The sequence below is a fragment of the Algoriphagus yeomjeoni genome (genome assembly GCF_003259505.1).
GTDB classification, from domain to species: Bacteria; Bacteroidota; Bacteroidia; order Cytophagales; family Cyclobacteriaceae; genus Algoriphagus; species Algoriphagus yeomjeoni.
Genome location: NZ_QLLK01000001.1, coordinates 374730 through 395742, shown reverse-complemented (window position 1 = coordinate 395742; position 21013 = coordinate 374730). Strand labels below are relative to the sequence as shown.

The window sequence follows — 21013 nt, the reverse complement described above, 5'->3', positions numbered from 1 at the left end:
GAGGGTGTAGACTCTTGAAAAGCAATAAAAGAACAGCCTAAATAAGCTTACCTCCGTTCAGGGGTGGGAATACGGCCAGTTAGAATTGAATTATCACCTACTTGCCCTTAAGAAAGGATACAGTGAAGACATATCAGGAATTTAAACAAGTGGATTATCCCGAAATCGGGGAATCTGTATTGAAGTACTGGAAAGAAAACCAGATTTTCGAGCAATCAGTAGCCAACCGTGACGGTGCGGAGACATTTACTTTTTTCGAGGGTCCCCCTTCGGCAAATGGTACTCCGGGAATTCACCACGTGATGGCACGAGCCATTAAGGATGTTTTCTGTCGCTACAAAACGCTTCAAGGTTTCCAAGTGAAGCGTAAGGGCGGTTGGGATACGCACGGCTTACCTGTGGAGCTACAGGTAGAGAAGGAGTTGGGTATCACGAAGGAAGATATCGGAAAGAAGATTTCCGTGGAAGAATACAACCAAAAGTGTCGTGAGACGGTCATGCGATTCAAGGATCAATGGGACGAAATGACTGAGAAAATCGGCTATTGGGTTGATTTGGATGATCCTTACATCACTTTTGAGCCGAAGTACATAGAGTCAGTTTGGAGCTTGTTGAAGAAGCTTTACGAGAAAGATCTGATCTACAAAGGCTATACGATTCAACCTTATTCTCCAGCTGCGGGAACAGGTTTAAGTTCGCACGAACTGAATCAGCCAGGTACCTACAAAGACGTAAAAGACACTTCCATCACAGCTCAGTTCAAGCTGAAAGGTGAGGAAAATACCTATATCCTAGCTTGGACGACTACGCCTTGGACTTTGCCTGCCAACTCAGCTTTGGCGATCGGTGAAAACTTGGATTATGTGAAAGTGAAAACTTTCAACCCGTATACCTACGATCCTTGCACGGTGATTTTGGCGAAAGCCAGAATGAATGCCTATCTGAATCTAAAAGCTGCTGAGCTGAAATTGGAAGATTACAAGGGCGGTGACAAATTGATTCCTTTTGAAGTAATCGAAGAATTCAAAGGAAAGACTATGCTAGGCTGGGAATATGAGCAACTGTTCCCGATAGCTGGTTTGGCACTTGCACACCCAGCTTTCACGGTCGTTTCCGGCGACTATGTGACTACAGAAGATGGTACTGGAATCGTTCACCTGGCGAAAGCTTTCGGTGCGGATGACTTTAGAACTTTGGCGCAGAATAATGTACCTGGTGTCTTTGTGAAGGACGAGCAAGGGAAGGATCTTCCGATTGTGGATAAGCAAGGGAAATTCATTTCGATCGTTGGTGAATATTTGGTAGAAAAAGTAGCCGAACATGCGATCACAGCCCACAAAAAGTACGGTGCGGATGATTTCTATGTGAAAAACTATACCGAGGATGATGAGAACGCAGCGGACTTTAAGAGCACCGACGTGATAATCTCGATCATCTTGAAAAATGAAAATAAGGCCTTCAAGGTAGAGAAATACGAGCACAGTTATCCACACTGCTGGAGAACTGATAAGCCGGTGCTTTACTATCCGATGGATAGCTGGTTTATCAAAACCACCGCTTACAAGGATAGGTTAGTTGAGCTGAATAAGACGATCAACTGGAAGCCTGAGGCTACTGGTACTGGTCGTTTTGGCAATTGGCTAGAGAATTTGGTGGATTGGAACTTGAGTAGATCCCGTTTCTGGGGCACGCCGCTACCTATCTGGAGAACTGAAGATGGAACAGAGGAGCGTTGCATAGGATCTATCGCTGAGCTCGAGCAAGCGATTGAGGAATCTATCGCGAAAGGCTTTATGGAGAAATCTCCATACGAAGGCAAGGAACTGGACCTTCACCGTCCCTATGTAGATGATGTGATTTTGGTTTCTCCGAAAGGAGAGAAAATGAAGCGTGAATCAGATTTGATCGATGTATGGTTTGATTCGGGAGCTATGCCTTATGCGCAGTGGCATTATCCATTTGAAAACGAAGATATTTTCAATGCAAACTATCCGGCAGATTACATCGCCGAAGGTGTGGATCAGACACGCGGCTGGTTCTTCACGCTGCATGCGATTTCCGTGATGCTATTTGATAGCGTGGCTTTCAAAAATGTGATTGCTAACGGACTTGTCTTAGACAAAAACGGCAACAAAATGTCCAAGCGACTGGGCAATGCGGTGGATCCTTTCAAAACCTTAAGCGAATATGGTCCAGATGCCGTGCGTTGGTACATGCTGAGCAATGCCAATCCTTGGGATAATTTGAAATTCAATCTGGATGGAGTCACTGAGGTACAGCGTCGCTTCTTTGGCACACTTCAGAACACTTATAATTTCTTTGCGCTTTATGCGAATCTCGATGCTTTTGTCTATGACAAATCCAAAGCGATTCCAGTAGCTGAGCGTGCTGAGCTAGATCAGTGGATCGTGTCCAAACTTCAGTCTTTGATCAGTGAAGTCGAAGAAGCAATGGATAATTACGATGCTACTAAAGCGACTCGTGCGATCATGAGTTTCACGGTCGATCAGCTTTCTAATTGGTACGTACGACTGGCAAGAAAGAGATTCTGGAGAGGCGATATGAATGCAGATAAGCAAGCGGCTTACGAAACGCTTTACGAGTCTCTTCTTACACTTTCTCAGTTGATGTCATCTTTTGCTCCATTCTATGCAGATTGGTTGTATCAAAACTTGACCGAGTCAGGGGCTGACGCAAAAGCTTCTGTGCATTTGACTGATTGGGTGGCTGCCGATGCTGGGTTGATCAATAAAGATTTGGAAGAAAGTATGGACTTAGCTCAGACGATTTCTTCTTTGGTTCACTCGCTTAGAAAGAAAGAGAAGATGAAAGTTCGTCAGCCTTTGCAACGCATCTTGATCCCTATCTTAAAAGAAAAGACGAAGGCTCAGATCGAGCATTTGGCTGAATTAATCAAGTCTGAAGTGAACATCAAAGATATCGAATTCATCGATGATGCTTCCGGTATTTTGGTGAAAAATGTGAAGCCTAATCTTCCTGTTCTAGGTAAAAAACTAGGGCCGAAAATGCGTTTTGTCGTATCAGCGATCAATAAATGGGAGCAAGCCGAAATCGCTGAAATCGAGCGAGAAGGAAAAATCTCTGTGGATGTGGAAGGCGAAAGCCTGGAGCTGCTCTTGGAAGAAGTGTTGATCACTTCTCAGGACATTCCTGGCTGGTCTGTCGCTTCTGATCAAGGCGTAACAGTAGCACTTGATGTGACACTTTCTGATGAACTGAAGCAAGAAGGTGTAGCCAGAGATCTTGTAAACCGTATTCAGAATCTACGTAAGGATATGGGACTAGAAGTACAAGATAAGATTTCTGTGAAAGTAGCTGACGATAATGAATTGGTGAAAAATGCTCTGGAGTCTTTCGGAGAATATATCCAAACCGAGGTACAAGCGTTAAACCTGGAGCTTTCTTCTACGTTGGATGGAGCTACTGTGCTTGATATGGATGATTTTGAACTGGCTGTTTTGGTAGAAAAAGCTTAACAGCAAAACGTATATAATGAATAAATACCTGAAATACTTCGGCATCGCTTTATTGGTAATTCTGATAGATCAAGCAGTGAAAATGCTGGTTCATTTCCAGATGGATTTTGGTTCACCCGGGCAGATTCCGATTTTCGGCGATTGGTTTAAGCTGCACTACACGACCAATCCGGGCATGGCTTTCGGAATGGAACTGGGCTCTGACTATGGTAAGTTGCTACTGACTTCGTTTCGATTAGTGGCGATGTGTGGGATCGGATATTACCTATTTCATATCATTGAGAAAAAACAACCTAGCTTATATATAGTATGTATAGCGATGATCTTAGGAGGAGCAATAGGTAATTTAGTTGACTCTGTATTTTATGGAGTTTGGTTAAATAATGCTCCTTATAATGCTTCAACTCCATGGTTTCATGGTCAGGTAGTGGATATGTTCTATTTCGATATCTGGGAAGGCTATCTACCAGAATGGCTGCCAGTTTGGGGAGGTAGTTACACTGCCCTTTGGCCTATTTTCAATGTGGCAGATGCAGCAATATTTGTGGGTGTAGCTATGATTCTGATCTTCCAAGGAAGGTTTTTTCCTGAAAAAGCAGAAATCTCTAACTCACCAAAGAAAGAAGAAGTAGACCATATTTCTGAGTAAAAACTTACCCCATTTATCAAGAATCCTTCAATATCATTTTTGGTGATTTTGAAGGATTTTCATGTTTTCAGCCAGATAATTGCCATAAATCAAGTAATTGAGCTGTATTTTTTGTAATTTTCAACTTGCTTTCCCCTTTTTTGGGATCCTTAACCCCGACTTGACTTCTTTTGCTTAACCCCAATTATATAGAAGTTATGTCCTTCCGACAATAATATGATAGTAGATGCTGATAAGCCCTTTCAGATAGTTTATTCTATTTACAGCCACGAGTCTTTGGGACTTCTTATTGAATCTTTTGTAGTTCAGATCGACCCTCAAGGCAGACTTTCTTTAGCCTATCAAAATATCAGCTCCGCAAACGCGAGTGAATTTGACGCTGGTTTGAATAAGACGGATTATGATTTGATAAAAATCATGGATTCTATGAATCCTGAAGTGGTAGTAAAGCCTTTTATCAAACGTGGAAATATCCGGCCAAAACAATACTTAGAGAAGATTTTTGACCCTAAAACGGAAGATAAAAAGACGCAGGATTTAATAGAAGAGGTGATTGAGAAGAAGCGTTCGAAAATAATGCCCTTGCTCATCGGAAAGCGACTTTTCGAAATGGGAAGTGATGGAAATCCAGTGTGGAAAGAGATTATTGTAAATGCTGAGCGGGCCAGTGTATTATTTCATTTTCATAAAAATGAAGAAAACACGCATTACTGGCCTACCATCAAATACAAGGGAGAAAAGCTAGATTGGCAATATAAAAATGGCTATTTCATCAGTAATGAACCAGGTTGGCTTGTTGTAAATGGGCAACTTTTTCACTTCGAAAAGGGGATTGACGGAAAGAAACTAAAGGCGTTTTTAAATAAGAAATTCATCGTTATCGATAAGAGAATTGAGCCAAGCTATTATAAAGGTTTTATGGCTAATCTTATTTCTCAGTTTGATGTGGAGTCAGTTGGATTTGATATCCATATTGAACGTGGCACTCCGGAGGTTTTTATCAACATCTCTGATCTCCCTGGAGGAGGCGGAAAGAATCTCTTTGGAGAGGATGGAGAAAAACTGGAAGAGGACAAGATCGTTTTTGAGCTTCGATTTAAGTACGGGAATATTGATTTCCCAGTTCAGACGCCTAGTTCGGAGAAGCATGGGGCTTCCGTACGACTGGAAGAAGGAGACGATAGCTATACATTCTATAAGACTATTCGAAGCACGCAAAAGGAGAAAGCCTACTTAAAAATGCTTCGTGACAAAGGTCTAGAATTCAAAATGGGTAAAGATGCTTTACCTAAAACCGAAGCCTTTGAATGGATCGGTGAAAACGAAGACTTCCTCGACATAGAGAAAATCAAAATCGTCCAGAAGCCCAATGCTAAGGGCAAAATTTATAATATCGGAAAAGCTCAGATATCAATCGAAGTCAATGAAAACATTGATTGGTTTGATGTCAAAGCACTAATCAAATTTGGAATTTACTTGGTTCCTTTTGCGAAGCTGCGAAAGCTATTGCTTCAAGGCAAAGCAGAATTCGAATTGCCAAACGGAGAAATTGCTGTGATTCCTGCCTCTTGGTTTGTGGATTATTCTGAACTCTTCAACTTTATGGAAGACCGTGGAGATGAAAACACCATGGTCTTGCGCAAGCATCATTTGGCACTTGCCAGAGAGATGGAGATCGGGAATCTTGTCCAAGTTACCTTGAGTAGGAAGCTGGAGAGATTGCGAGATTTCGAATCAATCGAAGAATATGATCTGCCAAGTGGTTTTGATGGAACTCTTCGCCCTTACCAGCATGCAGGGTATAATTGGCTTCGATTCTTAAATGAATTTAAGTTTGGTGGCTGTCTAGCGGATGATATGGGTCTGGGTAAAACTGTTCAGACACTAGCCTTGCTGGCCCATGAGATGGAAGAAAACCCAGGTTTGACTTCACTCTTGGTGATGCCAACTTCCCTGATTTATAACTGGGAATTGGAGGCTAGGAAGTTTACACCAGATCTGAAAATCCTGGTATATTCCGGGACGCAGCGTATCAAAGATCCTTGGAGATTTGGTGATTATGATTTGGTGTTGACCTCCTATGGCATTACCAGATTGGATATAGAAGTCTTGAAAGGATTTTACTTCAACTATATCATTTTGGATGAATCTCAAGCCATTAAAAATCCTAGTAGTAATATAGCAGCAGCTGTTAATCAGCTAAAGAGTAAGCAAAAGTTGATTTTGACAGGTACTCCTGTGGAAAATAGCACAATGGATCTTTGGTCGCAGATGAATTTCATCAATCCAGGATTACTTGGCAATCAGAATACCTTTAAGAAGCAGTTTCTTTTGCCAATCGAAAAGCAAGGAGATATGGAAAAATCCTCCAAGCTACATGCGATGATCAAGCCTTTTATTCTAAGGAGACTAAAATCTCAGGTAGCTACTGATCTCCCAGAAAAGATCACGAACGTCAAGTATTCAGACATGACTGCTGCGCAAGAGGAAGTCTATGAAGAAGTGAAAAGCTACTATCGTGAGAAGATCATCTCGGATATCCAGAGCACCGGACGTAATAACCAGCAATTCACCTTGCTACGTGGATTGACTCAACTCCGTCAGATTGCTAATCACCCGAAACTAGTCAGAGATGACTATGAAGGAGAATCTGGTAAACTTGAAGATGTAACTTACATGCTTCAATCCACCATTTCAGAGGGGCATAAAGTGCTTGTCTTCAGCCAGTTTGTAAGACACTTGGCTATTGTAAAAGAATATTTGGAAGTGCAAGGAATTCCTTATGCTTACCTCGACGGTACCACAAAAGATCGTCAGGCGCAAGTAGAAAAATTCCAAGAAAATGAAGACATAAAGGTCTTCCTGATTTCCTTAAAAGCTGGTGGAGTAGGTTTGAACCTTACGAAAGCAGAATATGTATTCTTGCTTGACCCTTGGTGGAATCCTGCTGTGGAAGCTCAGGCAATTGACCGAGCACATAGAATCGGACAAGAAAACAAGGTCATCATCTATAAATTTATCACCAGAGGATCTGTGGAAGAAAAAATCATGGCGCTTCAGGATCGTAAGCTGGCTCTCGCTGGCGAGCTAATAAATACAGAAGAAAGCTTTATGAAGAGTTTGGGGCAAGACGATATTGCCGCGTTATTGGAATAAAAAATTCGGATTTTTACAAAAAGGGCGGAACCACAAATTCCGCCCTTTTTTTATTGGATTGATAGTCAACCGCATAGATAATGATCACATTTAATTAACCATAAATTCTTATTGAAACTTTGCCAATAGCCCAAATATTTTTCTAAATTAAATCACATAGTACCACTACACTACCTGCGCATGCCTAGAGCCAAATCCGATAAAGATCGGAAAATCTTTGTGCTGGATACTTCGGTGATCCTTTACGCACACAACTCCATTATGAACTTTGCCGAGCACGATGTGGTCATCCCGATCACGGTGCTGGAGGAACTTGATCAATTCAAGAAAGGCAATGACACCAAGAATTTTGAGGCCCGGGAATTCATCCGATTGCTGGATAAACTTTCGCAGGATCATATGATTCACAATTGGACTCCATTGAATGGGAAGACCAGGGGGAATTTTAGGGTGCTGATGAATCCGGAGAATCAGATTAATGCAAACGAGATTTTTGGTGAAGAAAAGAATGATCACAAGATTCTAAACTGCGCCTTGTATCTAAAACAGCACGAAAAAGGCAGAAAAGTAATCTTGGTAAGTAAGGATATAAATCTTCGCCTAAAGGCCAAATCAATTGATTTACTTGCTGAAGATTACGAGACTGGGAAAATCAAGAACATAGTAGAGCTTGAAAATACAGGAAAATATATACTTGATAATATTGACCCTGAGCATATCAACAAGCTTTATGACCAGGGATATGTAGAGGCGAAAACTGTCTTGGGGACTCGAAAGAGAAAGTCCAATGCTTATTATATTTTAAAAAGCGACAAGAACTCTGTGTTGGCTTATTACAATTCCGAGGAAAGCGTCTTGGAACGGGTGGATAAGAAATTAGCCTATAATATCAAGCCAAAAAATGCGGAGCAAACTTTCGCACTTCATGCGATTACCAATCCTAATATCCGCTTAGTTTCAATTCAAGGCGTTGCTGGGACAGGGAAAACTTTACTTGCTTTGGCCGGAGCATTGGAGCAAAGAAGAGAATACAAGCAAATTTTCTTAGCCCGACCGATTGTTCCGTTGAGCAATAAGGACATCGGCTATTTGCCGGGAGACATCAAATCCAAGCTGAATCCATACATGGAGCCGCTTTGGGATAATTTGAAGTTCATCCAAAACCAATACAAGGAGACCGATAAGGAATTCCAGAAGATCACTGAGCTGGTAAATCAAGAAAAGCTGGTGATACAGCCATTGGCTTATATCCGTGGCCGTTCTCTTTCGAATATCTTCTTTATCGTGGATGAAGCGCAGAACCTTACTCCGCACGAGATCAAAACGATTATTTCCAGAGCTGGGGAAAACACCAAGATCATCTTCACTGGAGACGTGTTCCAGATCGATACGCCGTACTTAGATTCACAGTCGAATGGCTTATCCTATCTGATAGACCGCGTGAAGGATCATCCGCTCTATGCGCATATCAAACTAGAGAAAGGAGAAAGATCTGAGTTGGCGAATCTGGCGAATGAACTTCTCTAATTGAGCAACTTTTCATTTCGATTATAATAAGAAACGATTAATCCGAACATACTTTAAAATCCCCTCTTAATTTCCTTTAAGATTGTAACCTCCTTTTGTACGATAATTTGTCCGTACCCGAGGAACCAGTGTTCAGTATCGTTCAGTACGAATATAAGAAATGGCCTCTAGAAGCATTTAGAGGCCATTTTTCATTTTGGGTCATTTTTTGGAATATAGCTGGTATAGAAATTAAACCAACTTATTACTGCCATGATTACTTCACTATTTTCCCAAAAAAACATTTGTGCTGCATTGGGCTTCGTAATGGCAATTACCATTGTTTGGAAAGCTAAAGTAGAAACAAATCTTGCTCAGCATACTGCCCTTATTGAATATACTGAACCAACTTACAATAACGGCATCAACTCAAATTCAGACACTGAAAATGCCTTTGAATTCAAAAAAATAAGGACCGATGCTACGGTCCTTTGATAAGCTAACTGGGTGAAATTCCCATACAATAAATACTCGTAAGGGTAGATTTGGTTGATTGGTTAATCGAAAGAGGTGGGTACTAACCCACCTTTTTGTTTTTCTAACTTTCTGTAATAGTACTCAATTTTGCCAGAAAACTATTGTAATACTGTCTACCTACTTGCACCATAGCTCCAGAGCGAAGGGTGATTTCTTTGGTATTGAAGCTATCTATTTGTCCTAGGTGAACAATGAAGGATTTTTGTACTCTTAAGAATAGTTGTGAAGGAAGAATCTCCTCAATTTCCTTCATGGATTTACGAATATTATAATCTCTATTTTTTGTGAAAATAGTGACCATATTTCCATTTGCCTCCACATAATAGATATCCTCATAAGATACTCGTTCAAACGCATTGTCTGCTTTGATAAAAACGGCATCGGTCACCAAAAACGGGCTATCGCTGCTAGTACTGACTGCCGCAGTTTCAGTGGATGGTTTGGTACGTTTGTTATAGAGAACAATCTCGACAATGGCATGAATGTCATTGGTATTGAATGGTTTTACTATAAACCCAGCTGGATTTATCCTTTTTGCTCTTTCTATGATGGTGGGATCTGAATAAGAAGTCACGTAAACTAAAGGTGCATCGACCATTTGTTTTACGATTTCTCCCAGTTCTATTCCATCCTTATCTCCTTTTAATTTGATATCCATAAATATCAAATCCGGGCGATATTTTTTAATGATTTTGATACACTGGTTTGCAGAATTTGCAATGTCTGTATTGACATAACCAAGCAGCTCTAATATTTCTTGAATATTTTCTGCTATACTGATATCGTCTTCGACGATTAATATCCGCTCTTCTTTCATAAGATTATAATTGTTTTTCAACGGTCCTATGGAATCTCACTAGAAGGCCTTCAATCAGGCTATTTTCCTTTTGAGTTCTCGATTTCATAAGATGCTGACAGAGATATCGTTTTGAGGTGAAAAGTAAATTTTTACTGCTTAACACGGTAATTATCCTCTATTTACAGAAATTATCTCTGAAATCAAATGCTTTTTATTGGATATGAAATTATTATAAGCTCATCATTTCCTTGAATCGGGCAGCTTGTCTTCTGCTTACTTCTATTCTATCACCTCCTCTTAAAGTAACAACTAAGCCACCATTGAACCATGGTTCTATACCTTCTACCCAGCCCAGATTAATGATGTGCTTTCTACTAGCACGAAAAAAGGACTTTTCATCCAAGCGCTCGTCCAAGGCATTAAGCGATTTGTGAATCATTGGTTTAAAGTTATCAAAGTACACTTTGATATAATTGCCATCTGATTCAAATAAGCGAACATTAGAAAGTCTTACGAACCAACATCTATCGCCGTCTTTGACAAAAACTTGATCTTCGAGTGTTAACTTTTTTTGATTTTGAGTGGAAGTAGACTCTTCACTCTTGGAATAGCCTTCTATTTTACCCTGAAGCTTTGTGATTGCCTCTTCAAGACGTTTAGGCTCAATAGGTTTCAACAGATAATCAAGTGCATTTACCTGAAATGCTTTCAAAGCATACTCATCATAGGCTGTGGTGAATATTACATGGGGCACATTGTCCAATTCTTCCAAAAGCTCAAATCCAGTTTTTTCAGGCATCTGAATATCCAAAAAGATAACATCTGGATTCAACTGTTCAATTTTGTCTTTGGCGTCATCTACATTTACCGCTTCGCCAACTACATCTACACTTTCAAGCTGATTTAAGAGGGTGATCAGTTCTTTACGTGCTAATCTTTCATCATCTATTACAATGGCTCGCATTTTTCTTGAGTTTGTTATTCGAATGTAACTTTTTGTTTAGGAATTTTAATTTCAGTGATAACGAACTGAATTCCGGAGTTGAAGATACGGAAGCTTGCTTTATCTCCATATATCAACTTCAGTCTTTGTACAGTATTACTTAATCCGTGCCCTTGTTCATCCTGGGAATTCAAAGTAGGCTGATGGGTAAGCTGTCCACTATTCTTGACTTGAATATACAAATCATCGTTCAAACCTTCCCTACACTTGATTTCAATCGTCCCTCCTTTCACTAGGTTGGAAACCCCGTGCTTTATTCCATTTTCTACAATGGTCTGTAGCATCATAGGTGGGATTTTATAGCTAAAAGCCTCATCCTCGATATGATATACAACGTTTAACCTTTCCTCAAAACGAATGGATTCAAGTTCTAAGTAGTCTTTTACAGTATTTAGTTCATCCCCAAAATCAATGGTTTGCTTCTTATCCATCATCAAGGAAAAGCGCAGCATATTGGAAATTCTCGTAATGGCTGTTTTAGCTTTTATAGGATCTTCATCCACCAATGCCCTTACGCTATTCAGCGCATTGAAAATAAAATGCGGATTAAGCTGACTCTTGAGGTGATTAAGTCTGATTTCATTGATTTTAGCTTCATACTTCAGTGTTGTATTGTAATTATCCAAAAAGTGGACTAAGAAGTAAATAACAAACCAAAGCGCGAAAATCAGGAATGCCAAAAATATATTGGACAAAATCACCAGCACCTTAAAATCCTCAGCGGGATTTAGTATGCCAAAGGCAATATTAATAAGGATTTGCGCTACAAAATTGGCAAGAGAAAGCGCCACAATAGCAAGAAAAGACTGAAATAACAGTTGAGGAATACTCAGCTTAAACCAGTTGTATTCTTTGACTACATGACGAAGAAAATGCGATGAAATGAGATTGGTAACTGCTAGTACAATAAAGGCCCAAACCTGAACTGAAGAAATTTCGCCCGTCAAAGCGGCTAAAGCTATAGTGACCAAGGCAAATCCGCCCCAGCCTAATATCTGCAAAAACCAATAAAGCCTAATTCTGTTCATAATCGCTCAAAGATAAATAACAGAGTTGTGGCCTTTTTTATAATTTGATAAAAGGAGGATACCCTTTATTATTACCCTCGTTAGCTATTTAATTCCATTTTCAGGAATTTACCGGTATAGCTATTTTTTGTCGCAGCTACTTTTTCAGGAGTTCCTTGTACGACGATTGTTCCACCTTTATTTCCTCCTTCAGGCCCCAGATCCACAATATAATCAGCCATTTTGATCACATCCATGTTATGCTCAATAATCAATACCGTATTTCCTTTGGCAACTAATCCATTTACTACCAGCATCAATAATTCTATGTCCTGAAAGTGCAGTCCAGTTGTAGGCTCATCAAGGATGTAAAAAGTCTTACCTGTATCTTTTTTAGAAAGCTCGGTAGCCAACTTCACCCGTTGAGCCTCACCTCCTGAAAGTGTAGTAGCATGCTGACCTAGGGTAATATAGCCCAAGCCCACATCATTCAGTGTTTTTATTTTCCGGAGGATTTTCGGAAGCTTATCAAAAAACTCCACTGCTTGCTCCACAGTCATATCCAAGACATCCGAAATTGATTTTCCTTTATATCGAATCTCTAATGTCTCACGGTTATATCGTTTGCCTTTGCAAGTTTCACAAGGCACATGCACATCTGGAAGAAAATCCATCTCGATCAGCTTCATTCCTGCCCCTTCGCAATCTTCGCATCTTCCGCCTTTAACATTGAAAGAAAAGCGACCGGGCTTGTACCCTCGGATTTTAGCTTCTGGAAGCTCGGTGAAAAGTGTACGTATGTCCGAGAAAACACCGGTGTAAGTCGCTGGATTTGACCTCGGAGTTCTGCCAATTGGGGATTGATCCACTTCTATCACCTTATCCAAATACTCTAAGCCTTCCACACTTTTGTATGGCATCGGGTTTTTCTTAGAATGGTAGATGTGCTGATTCAGTATTGGGTAAAGTGTCTCATGAATCAGCGTACTTTTTCCACTTCCAGATACTCCAGTGATACATATCAGTGTACCCAACGGGAGCTTGAGATCAATATTTTTGAGGTTGTTGCCCGTTGCTCCTTTTATCTCAAGTGACCTTTCCTTACCTGTTCTTCGCTCCTTTGGAACCGGTAATCCAATCTTGCCAGCAAGGTATTTGGCCGTGAGCCCAGTAGTTTTCAGGATTTCCACAGGTGTGCCATCTGACACAATATGGCCGCCATGTCTTCCAGCTCCTGGTCCCATGTCCAATACATAGTCAGATGCAAGCATCATGTCCTTGTCGTGCTCCACAACTAACACAGAATTACCCAAATCTCTTAGGCTTTGAAGCGCTTGAATTAATTTCTCATTATCGCGCTGATGGAGACCAATACTCGGTTCATCCAAAATATAAAGTACACCAACCAATTGAGTACCAATTTGAGTAGCTAGCCTAATCCGCTGCGCTTCTCCACCAGAAAGTGTCCGAAGTGGCCTATTCAAGGAAAGGTAATCCAGCCCAATGTCCAATAGAAACCCAATTCTTTTACGAATTTCTTTCAAGACTTCTGATGCGATCACATTTTGCTTATCAGAAAGTCGACTTTCCACACCTTCAAACCATTCGCCCAAAGAACGAATATCCATCACAGCCAATTGACCAATGTGCGTATCGTCTATTTTAATGTGAAGAGCCTCCTGCTTGAGTCTATAGCCATGACAATCAGGGCATGTCTGTGTGATGGTGAATTCACTTACCCAATCCTGAATTTTGTCTGAACTCCCCTCCTGATATTTCTTCAAGAAGTTGATAATACCCTCGAACGTTGTGTGCCATTTAGTACCTGGATGCTTAATGGAATCGACTGCTACTTCTATTTTATCTCCGCTAAGCAAGATATCCACTACATGCTCCGGTAACTTCTCTATCGGCGTACTCATACTGCATTTGTAATGCTTCAGAATAGCTTCGATTTTCTTAAAAATCCAAATATCTCGATACTCTCCTAGAGGCGCAATTCCTCCACGGGTGATACTCAGCTTTGGATCTGGGATGATGCTATCCCGCGTGATCTCTTCGGTAATCCCAAGACCATTACAAGTAGGACAGGCTCCATAAGGACTGTTAAAAGAGAAGGTATTTGGGGCAGGCTCTTCGTAGGACAGACCAGTCTCAGGATCCATCAAATACTTTGAGAAATGATGAATTTCTCCTTCCTCATCTCGAATCATGATCACTCCTTTACCATGCTGTAAAGCCGATTTCAGAGATTGGGTGATTCTAAAACGATCGGATTCCTCAGCTACTATTCTATCAATTACAATCTCGATATCATGGATTTTATATCGGTCCACCTGCATTTTGGGAACCATCTCCATTACTACTCCATCCACTCGGACTTTGGAGAAACCCATTTTGCGAATTTGCTCAAAAAGCTCCCTGTAATGCCCTTTACGTCCTTTTACTACTGGGGCTAGGATGTAGAGTTTTTTGTTTGAAAAGTTTTCAAATAGTAAATCGATAATCTGATCTTCGGTTTGGCGAACCATTTTTTTCCCCGTCAGATAAGAATACGCATCTCCTGCTCTAGCATAAAGCAGACGCATGAAATCATAAATTTCTGTGACTGTGCCTACAGTAGATCGGGGATTTTTGGAAGTTGTTTTTTGCTCGATTGCAATGACAGGAGAGAGACCGTTAATTTTATCCACGTCGGGGCGCTCCATGCCTCCAAGGAAAGATCTGGCGTAGGCAGAAAATGACTCCATGTACCGGCGCTGACCCTCTGCATAAATCGTATCAAAAGCTAGGGAACTCTTTCCACTACCACTAAGCCCGGTAATAACCACAAGTTTATTGCGGGGGATTTTAAGGTCTAGGTTTTTAAGATTATGCTCTCGGGCTCCAAAAATCTCTATGTATTCTTCCTGTGCAGGAGTGACTTGACTCATATATTCGGCGGGCAATTTTAAACGGCGAAGGTACGAAATTTCAGCTGCACGAGGCAGTAAAGTTCAAAGAGTATAACCAGAGAAGGGTGGATTGGTTCATTGAATTGACATGAGTTGCCAAGTATTGTTTATTCTCTCTCTTCAAACGGAACAATTATTCCTTTTTCTAAATAGTTTTTCAACCCTTGAAGCAAAATAGCCCAACAATAGGATGCTATTTTGAAGTGTTCATTACAAGCTGGCCAGTTGGTATGGGAAAATTTTACAACCACTTTTTCTCCAGATTCTTCCAAATCAAACCCGAAGGTAGTTGGATTCCAATCCTGATCGGATTCAGTCATTTTTATATGAATGGATTTCTTTGGATTAACAGACACTACTTTACCAAACCAATCATATTCCTCTGAAAAATAGAAATTATAAATACTCCCAAGTTTTGGAGAACCTGTACATCGCTGAGGCCACCAATTGACTAGATGCTTAGGGTCTGAAACTGCGTCAAAGACTTTGTCTACAGAAGCTTTAATCGTAAGTGTGTGAAAAATTGAAAAACTTTTGTCTGATGAGTTGCCCATTTTGGTTGAGTTTGTAGCTTGAAGTTGTCAAGGTTTTAAAAACCAATGCACATAGCCGCATTTGTCACAAACCAGATTTTGTGCTGATTTATTAGCCCAATCCAAGTTAAAAAAAGACATTCCCTTGGTGTTCATCAAAGTCTCTCGTTCCCAAAATGTATCATTATTACAGACAGCACATGTTAGCTTATTTCCGAATATGAATTTTTCAGTTGCAGTCAGTTTATTCCCCATCGTTCTGTTATTTATTTTGTTACTCTGGAAGTATGATCTCATAAGTTTTACCTCGCTTCACATTAAGGTTTTTGTCACGCAGCCACGGGTTATAGAGCTTCAATTCCTTATAATTACTTCCTTGCTGCTTTGCCCAGTCTGCTAGATTCTTAATGTCAGCACTGACTTGAACTGTTTTAAAAGTCGGATTTTGGTAATAGTCTGACTCTCGTAGATGAAAACCGAATTCTCCTGGGTTTTCGAAGATTACTTTGAAAGCTAATATTCTAAACAAGTACCTACTAGTCTCATCATTCAGATACAGATCATAATAGTTTTTGGCGAGCTGATCTTCCTGTCTACGGGAAAAGCCAGCTTGCCCCATGTTATAACTTGCCGCCACAGCAGTCCAATCTCCAAATCTATTATGAGCCTTATTGAGATATTTTGAGGCTGCAATTGTAGCTTTTTTCAGATTATATCGTTCATCTACATCATTGGTAACTTCCAGTCCATATTCTTTTCCTGTAGACTCCATTATTTGCCAAAACCCTTTTGCCCCGGCTGGAGAGGCCACATTCATCAACGCAGACTCTGCCATAGCTAAATACTTGAAGTCATCGGGAATCCCGTTATCCTTTAACATTTCCTCTATTTCAGGAAGGAATTTACTTGAGCGCTTCATCAGCAAAATCATGTTGGATTGCCAATAGGCATTTACATAGATCTCCCGCTCCAGTCTCTCTTTCACATCAGCTATTTCCAAAGGCACCCGCTCCCCAGCAAAAGTCAATTCCTCTGGAAGGTCGAAAAGTCGGATACTGTCTCGAGAAGAATTAGGCATTGACTGCAGCATCTGCACACTCGCCACCTGAGGCTCAGATAATACTGCGGTGGGTGTTTTCCAAACAGCATACCCTGCTAATCCTAAGCAAAGAAGCAGTAAAGTGTATAGAGGAATTAAGTGAGATTTGTTCATTTTCTACAATTATGAAATTCTGAGTAACATTTCGCAGCACTTCCTGCCAAGAAGACTAGAAATTTGGGCTTAATAAATACTTACCATAGAAATCATCAATTACCTTCACAGCTTCCGTTTCATCTTCTACTACAGAGAAAAGATCCAGGTCTTCTTCGTTGATGTAGTGATGACTAAGCAGTGATTTTTTAATCCAATCTACCAATCCAGTCCAGTATTCTTTCCCGACCAGCACGATAGGAAATTTCCCTATTTTATTTGTCTGAATTAACGTCAAGGCTTCAAAAAATTCATCCATGGTGCCAAATCCACCCGGCAGCACCACAAAGCCCTGGGAATATTTGACAAACATCACTTTTCTCACAAAAAAGTAGTCGAAGGTTATTAACTTATCTCGGTCAATGTAAATGTTGTCAAATTGCTCAAAAGGCAAAACGATATTCAGGCCCACTGACTTACCGCCCTCGGAATGAGCTCCTTTATTTCCAGCTTCCATGATTCCTGGACCACCACCTGTGATTACTCCATATCCGTGGCGAACCAGTTTGGCGGCAATTTCTTCAGCCATTTTATAATGATGATGATCTCTGGGTGTTCGAGCCGAACCAAAAATAGATACGCAGGGTCCGATTTTGGCAAGTTTTTCAAAGCCTTCAACAAATTCAGACATCACTTTAAAAATTGCCCATGAATCAGCACTTTTTATCTCATTCCAATCCCGCTCTTTGAATGCTTGCCGGATCTTATCTTCTTCATTTTTATTTTCTAGATTGCTCATAAGCTACTTTTTAATAAAGAAAACGATCTCTGGGCTGAAATGGACAGGGAAACCCCCACTATTCAGCAGTGAGAAAGTTAAATGACTGACTCTCAATATAAAAAAATACTTGCTCCCGAGAATCAATCGACTAAGACTAGTGTATTTTTGCGCCACTATTTGATAATAAAGAGATGAATCTCGCTGAAAAATCTCAAGCTACACTGGACGTGTTCGGTGAGCTGGAGTCAGAAACAAAGCAATTTGTGTCTGAGAGTGGATTAGGCTGTGTGTCAGGATGCGGTTTTTGCTGTGCAAATCCCAAAGTACCAGCTTCCCCGTTAGAATTTCTGCCATTGGCCTTTGACCTCTATGCCAAAGGCTTGGCCGAATCAACTTTACAATCTCTCGAAAGCACTGAGGAAGGCGCAAGCTGCGTGATTTATAGGCCTCAATCTGCTGACGGCAAACAAGGGTTTTGTGGCAATCACAGCAAACGGGGAATGATCTGTCGACTGTTTGCGGCCTCTGCCAGAAAAACCAAGTATGGCAAAAAAGACCTTATTATTTGCAAAGTATTGAAGGAAGAGAAGGCCGAGGAGTTTCAAAATACTAGCGAAAGAATTAACAAGGACATGGACATTCCGCTTGCTACAGCTTTCTATAGTCGTTTGGATGAGATCGATCAATCGCTCTGTCAGCAATTCACTATTAATGAAGCTATTGCCTTTGCATTAGAATTAGTTTTGAGGTATAAATTCTATGAGGAGCAGGAAGTTGATATGATTGCATAATTTTTTTGCTCCTATCAATTCAAGTATATTGTGTCCTAGTTCAAGGATAAGGTCTCACAAATTTTTAATTATGCTAAAAATCGGAGAAATAGTACAGACAGTCAAAGGGATAGTCGAAACCAAAATAGACATGATCAAGCTGGACATACAAGATCAGCTTTCGAGTATATTATCAAGAATGATTTTCTTGATTTTAATGGGAGGTAGTCTACTTCTGGTTCTGTTGTTTTTAAGCTTGTCTTTAGCATTTTTCTTAAGTCAATATTTTGAATCTCCACATATGGGATTCCTGCTGGTTGGATTGCTGTACTTATTAGTGCTATTGATTTTGTTCTTGGTAAGAGATAATCACCCTACACAAGAAAAAATGCAAAAGGGATTGAAGAGCTTTGTTTTTAGGACTAGGATATTCGGTAAGCGTAAGGGAAATGAATAAGGACTTGAAAAATAAGGAAAAGGAGCTTGAACAGACTTTAGCTCGACAGTTAGAATTGTTTAAAGCTGAATCTGGTGACTGGATAAAAATAGGAGGTATTGTGATTGCCGGTGGGTTGATCGCTTTAGCGATCGTTCAAACCCGGAAAAAACGCAAAGACCGAAAAACAGATGAGGCCATTGAAGTTCTCGAACGTGAAGGATTGCTTACAAAAGAAATTGAAAAACGACTTACAGAGAGTTCCAAATCATCATTTTGGCCTAGCATTGGACAAAGATTGTTTGTTTTAGGACTTGCCTTTGCAAAAGAGAAATTTCTTCCAAATCTATTTGCTCCTCAGTCAGAAGATGTCAACACCGAAGAAAAAAGTCAGTAGAATTCTTAAAGATTTTCATTCATCCGGCACCAAAGGACTGGCTTGGTTACTGGACCCCGACAAATTTATAAACCCCGTGCTTTTCGAAGATGAATATGCTTGGGTTAAGGATTCCTTTTTAGATTTGATTTTTGTAGGTGGGAGCACACTCAGCCGGGATAATTTCCGAGATGTGGTAGTTTCAGTGAAAAAAGTCGCCGGCAATATTCCTGTAGTAATTTTTCCTGGTTCACAGATGCAACTCGCACAAGAGGCAGATGCTATTTTATTTCTTTCACTAATTTCAGGTAGAAACCCCGAATACCTAATCGGCCAACAGGTGCTAGCAGCACCAATAGTTAAAAAAATGAACCTGGAGGCTCTTGCCACTGCCTACATGCTGGTAAATGAAGGCGATATCACTAGCGTGCAATATGTGACTCAAACACTCCCATTACCTAATTCTAAGCCTAGTCTTGCCAAAGCTACTGCACTTGCAGGCCACTATTTAGGGATGAAATATTTCTTCATGGATGCCGGAAGTGGTGCAAAATCTCCCGTTTCATCCGAAGTGATAAAAGCCGTAAAATCGGCAACCAACAAACCTATTATTGTCGGTGGAGGATTGGATTCCTTGGAAAAAGTGAAAAATGCCTACGAAAGCGGTGCTGACTTGTTGGTAATAGGGAATGCGATAGAAAAAGACCCTAGCTTTTTAGCTAAGGTCTTAGATTATAAAGTGCTATTGAACTTGTCTTTAAACGTTAATTAGCGACTCTCTTCTTCTCATTTTTCCGGCGGGAACCCCATACATCATTTTAAATCTACGGCAAAAATAAGCCGTGTCTTTGTAGCCAACCTCTTTGCCAATATCACGGATAGATTTTTTGGTGGTTCTCAATAGTTCGACTGCTGCTTCCATACGCTGATATTCGATGTAATCCTGTGGATTGATTCCTGTGAGCATTTTGAAATACTGACCCACATAGTCTTCTGACACATTTGCAACTTTAGCAAGAATCTTATTAGATAGATCTCCTCCCAAATTCGTCTTAATGAAATTGAACAAATCGATCAATCGAGGATCTTTGAAGTAAGTAGCGTTGGTAGAAAGTTCTTCAAGGAACAATCTATTTTTAAGAATATGGCGAAGTAGCTCTATGACTAGCAATTCCGTATGGGATTTCAGCGCTCGCTCTTTACCCACGTTACTGACTTCTACTTCTTTCATCAAATCCTCAATTATAGTCGCTAAACGATCGTTAAAGCGAATAATAAATGGTGGAATATCTAGTGAATTAAAAAAGTTTACAACATCAAACACTTTAGATTCAAACCCAAGAACAGATATACAATCGTCTTCTGTGCTTTTGATATCTCTGAAGCTAATACTCTGCAAGTATTTTCTCTTATTTTCTTGAAATTGTTCCTTTGTAATCTCTCCTTTTTTTGAACCACCGCCCAAGCTAAGTTTGGTTTTTTGATCCGCAGGCAAGAAGAGTACTTCTCCTTCGTTCAATAATTCTTGGTCCTCGCCAAACTTAAGTGTACCGTGATGAAGTAGAATCAATGTATTGTCAGATTCAGCATAATCATTTACTGAAATAGGTTTTTCTACGCTGAAGTTATTTCCTCTGATAAACCTTACATTGACCGATTCGATTACTTTGTTGTAATATTCCATGAATAAGTATTAAAAAAACAGAACAACAAAAATATAATTTTTTTAATGAAAAATCGTAGATATTCTACCGATGGTGTTAAAAAAACAAAAAAGGGCATAGTTTTATTTAACTATACCCTTTTATGAATAAAAT

At 40.2% G+C, this 21013-nt stretch carries 17 protein-coding genes; 9 read left to right on the top strand and 8 right to left on the bottom strand.

Going from position 1 to position 21013, the window contains the following annotated elements; translation table 11 throughout:
• Nucleotides 1-122 precede the first annotated feature (122 nt).
• The 5 genes from ileS to LV83_RS01620 all read left to right on the top strand — a co-directional run bounded on the left by ileS (nucleotide 123) and on the right by LV83_RS01620 (nucleotide 9303).
• Nucleotides 123-3497: an isoleucine--tRNA ligase gene (gene ileS, locus LV83_RS01640; RefSeq protein ID WP_111609773.1), complete on the top strand. Its 3375-nt coding sequence runs from the start codon at nucleotides 123-125 to the stop codon at nucleotides 3495-3497.
• A 16-nt stretch (nucleotides 3498-3513) separates the two neighbouring features.
• Nucleotides 3514-4146, top strand: coding sequence for a lipoprotein signal peptidase (locus LV83_RS01635; protein WP_111609772.1), 633 nt, complete (start codon nucleotides 3514-3516; stop codon nucleotides 4144-4146).
• 216 nt (nucleotides 4147-4362) lie between these two features.
• On the top strand, nucleotides 4363-7302 hold the full coding sequence (locus LV83_RS01630; protein ID WP_111609771.1) for a DEAD/DEAH box helicase: 2940 nt from the start codon (nucleotides 4363-4365) through the stop codon (nucleotides 7300-7302).
• A 180-nt stretch (nucleotides 7303-7482) separates the two neighbouring features.
• A complete protein-coding gene (locus LV83_RS01625; RefSeq protein ID WP_111609770.1) occupies nucleotides 7483-8829 on the top strand; it encodes a PhoH family protein in 1347 nt (448 codons plus the stop codon).
• A 252-nt stretch (nucleotides 8830-9081) separates the two neighbouring features.
• The gene (locus LV83_RS01620) at nucleotides 9082-9303 is read left to right on the top strand and encodes a hypothetical protein (RefSeq protein WP_111609769.1); all 222 of its coding nucleotides are present in this window, start codon (nucleotides 9082-9084) and stop codon (nucleotides 9301-9303) included.
• Nucleotides 9304-9406: 103 nt separating this feature from the next.
• Here the strand turns inward: LV83_RS01620 and LV83_RS01615 are convergent, their stop codons facing one another.
• The 7 genes from LV83_RS01615 to LV83_RS01580 all read right to left on the bottom strand — a co-directional run bounded on the left by LV83_RS01615 (nucleotide 9407) and on the right by LV83_RS01580 (nucleotide 17632).
• Entirely contained in the window at nucleotides 9407-10162 is a 756-nt protein-coding gene (locus tag LV83_RS01615) for a LytR/AlgR family response regulator transcription factor (protein WP_111609768.1), read from the bottom strand.
• A 211-nt stretch (nucleotides 10163-10373) separates the two neighbouring features.
• On the bottom strand, nucleotides 10374-11108 hold the full coding sequence (locus LV83_RS01610) for a LytR/AlgR family response regulator transcription factor (protein WP_111609767.1): 735 nt from the start codon (nucleotides 11106-11108) through the stop codon (nucleotides 10374-10376).
• Nucleotides 11109-11122: 14 nt separating this feature from the next.
• Nucleotides 11123-12175, bottom strand: a complete 1053-nt coding sequence (locus tag LV83_RS01605; RefSeq protein ID WP_111609766.1) for a sensor histidine kinase — start codon at nucleotides 12173-12175, stop codon at nucleotides 11123-11125.
• An 80-nt stretch (nucleotides 12176-12255) separates the two neighbouring features.
• Nucleotides 12256-15087 (bottom strand): excinuclease ABC subunit UvrA, encoded by a 2832-nt coding sequence (gene uvrA, locus LV83_RS01600; RefSeq protein WP_111609765.1) that lies wholly within the window; start codon nucleotides 15085-15087, stop codon nucleotides 12256-12258.
• A gap of 128 nt (nucleotides 15088-15215) precedes the next feature.
• The gene (locus tag LV83_RS01595; protein WP_111609764.1) at nucleotides 15216-15662 is read right to left on the bottom strand and encodes an SRPBCC family protein; all 447 of its coding nucleotides are present in this window, start codon (nucleotides 15660-15662) and stop codon (nucleotides 15216-15218) included.
• Between the two features lie 253 nt (nucleotides 15663-15915).
• Nucleotides 15916-16854: a lytic transglycosylase domain-containing protein gene (locus LV83_RS01585; RefSeq protein WP_111609762.1), complete on the bottom strand. Its 939-nt coding sequence runs from the start codon at nucleotides 16852-16854 to the stop codon at nucleotides 15916-15918.
• 55 nt (nucleotides 16855-16909) lie between these two features.
• Nucleotides 16910-17632 carry an LOG family protein gene (locus LV83_RS01580; protein WP_111609761.1) on the bottom strand — a complete coding sequence of 241 codons (723 nt, stop codon included), beginning with the start codon at nucleotides 17630-17632 and terminating at the stop codon, nucleotides 16910-16912.
• A 173-nt stretch (nucleotides 17633-17805) separates the two neighbouring features.
• Here LV83_RS01580 and LV83_RS01575 point away from each other — a divergent pair, with 173 nt between their 5' ends.
• The 4 genes from LV83_RS01575 (at nucleotide 17806) to LV83_RS01560 (ending at nucleotide 19968) form a co-directional block, all read left to right on the top strand.
• Complete coding sequence (locus LV83_RS01575) at nucleotides 17806-18405, top strand: YkgJ family cysteine cluster protein (protein WP_111609760.1); 600 nt, start codon at nucleotides 17806-17808, stop codon at nucleotides 18403-18405.
• Between the two features lie 70 nt (nucleotides 18406-18475).
• Nucleotides 18476-18841: a phage holin family protein gene (locus LV83_RS01570; protein ID WP_111609759.1), complete on the top strand. Its 366-nt coding sequence runs from the start codon at nucleotides 18476-18478 to the stop codon at nucleotides 18839-18841.
• A gap of 4 nt (nucleotides 18842-18845) precedes the next feature.
• Nucleotides 18846-19217 (top strand): hypothetical protein, encoded by a 372-nt coding sequence (locus LV83_RS01565; protein ID WP_146613673.1) that lies wholly within the window; start codon nucleotides 18846-18848, stop codon nucleotides 19215-19217.
• The gene (locus LV83_RS01560; RefSeq protein ID WP_111609757.1) at nucleotides 19189-19968 is read left to right on the top strand and encodes a geranylgeranylglyceryl/heptaprenylglyceryl phosphate synthase; all 780 of its coding nucleotides are present in this window, start codon (nucleotides 19189-19191) and stop codon (nucleotides 19966-19968) included. The genes LV83_RS01565 and LV83_RS01560 overlap by 29 nt, the downstream gene beginning before the upstream one ends.
• Here LV83_RS01560 and LV83_RS01555 read toward each other — a convergent pair.
• Nucleotides 19954-20880 (bottom strand): AraC family transcriptional regulator, encoded by a 927-nt coding sequence (locus LV83_RS01555; protein WP_111609756.1) that lies wholly within the window; start codon nucleotides 20878-20880, stop codon nucleotides 19954-19956. The two genes, LV83_RS01560 and LV83_RS01555, sit on opposite strands and share 15 nt — an antisense overlap.
• Between the last annotated feature and the right edge of the window lie 133 nt (nucleotides 20881-21013).

Coding starts and splice junctions, on each gene's coding strand:
- LV83_RS01635 (WP_111609772.1), top strand. CDS start 3,514: ATGAATAAATACCTGAAATACTTCGGCATCGCTTTATTGGTAATTCTG.
- LV83_RS01630 (WP_111609771.1), top strand. CDS start 4,363: ATGATAGTAGATGCTGATAAGCCCTTTCAGATAGTTTATTCTATTTAC.
- LV83_RS01625 (WP_111609770.1), top strand. CDS start 7,483: ATGCCTAGAGCCAAATCCGATAAAGATCGGAAAATCTTTGTGCTGGAT.
- LV83_RS01620 (WP_111609769.1), top strand. CDS start 9,082: ATGATTACTTCACTATTTTCCCAAAAAAACATTTGTGCTGCATTGGGC.
- LV83_RS01615 (WP_111609768.1), bottom strand. CDS start 10,162: ATGAAAGAAGAGCGGATATTAATCGTCGAAGACGATATCAGTATAGCA.
- LV83_RS01610 (WP_111609767.1), bottom strand. CDS start 11,108: ATGCGAGCCATTGTAATAGATGATGAAAGATTAGCACGTAAAGAACTG.
- LV83_RS01605 (WP_111609766.1), bottom strand. CDS start 12,175: ATGAACAGAATTAGGCTTTATTGGTTTTTGCAGATATTAGGCTGGGGC.
- uvrA (WP_111609765.1), bottom strand. CDS start 15,087: ATGAGTCAAGTCACTCCTGCACAGGAAGAATACATAGAGATTTTTGGA.
- LV83_RS01595 (WP_111609764.1), bottom strand. CDS start 15,662: ATGGGCAACTCATCAGACAAAAGTTTTTCAATTTTTCACACACTTACG.
- LV83_RS01585 (WP_111609762.1), bottom strand. CDS start 16,854: ATGAACAAATCTCACTTAATTCCTCTATACACTTTACTGCTTCTTTGC.
- LV83_RS01580 (WP_111609761.1), bottom strand. CDS start 17,632: ATGAGCAATCTAGAAAATAAAAATGAAGAAGATAAGATCCGGCAAGCA.
- LV83_RS01575 (WP_111609760.1), top strand. CDS start 17,806: ATGAATCTCGCTGAAAAATCTCAAGCTACACTGGACGTGTTCGGTGAG.
- LV83_RS01570 (WP_111609759.1), top strand. CDS start 18,476: ATGCTAAAAATCGGAGAAATAGTACAGACAGTCAAAGGGATAGTCGAA.
- LV83_RS01560 (WP_111609757.1), top strand. CDS start 19,189: ATGTCAACACCGAAGAAAAAAGTCAGTAGAATTCTTAAAGATTTTCAT.
- LV83_RS01555 (WP_111609756.1), bottom strand. CDS start 20,880: ATGGAATATTACAACAAAGTAATCGAATCGGTCAATGTAAGGTTTATC.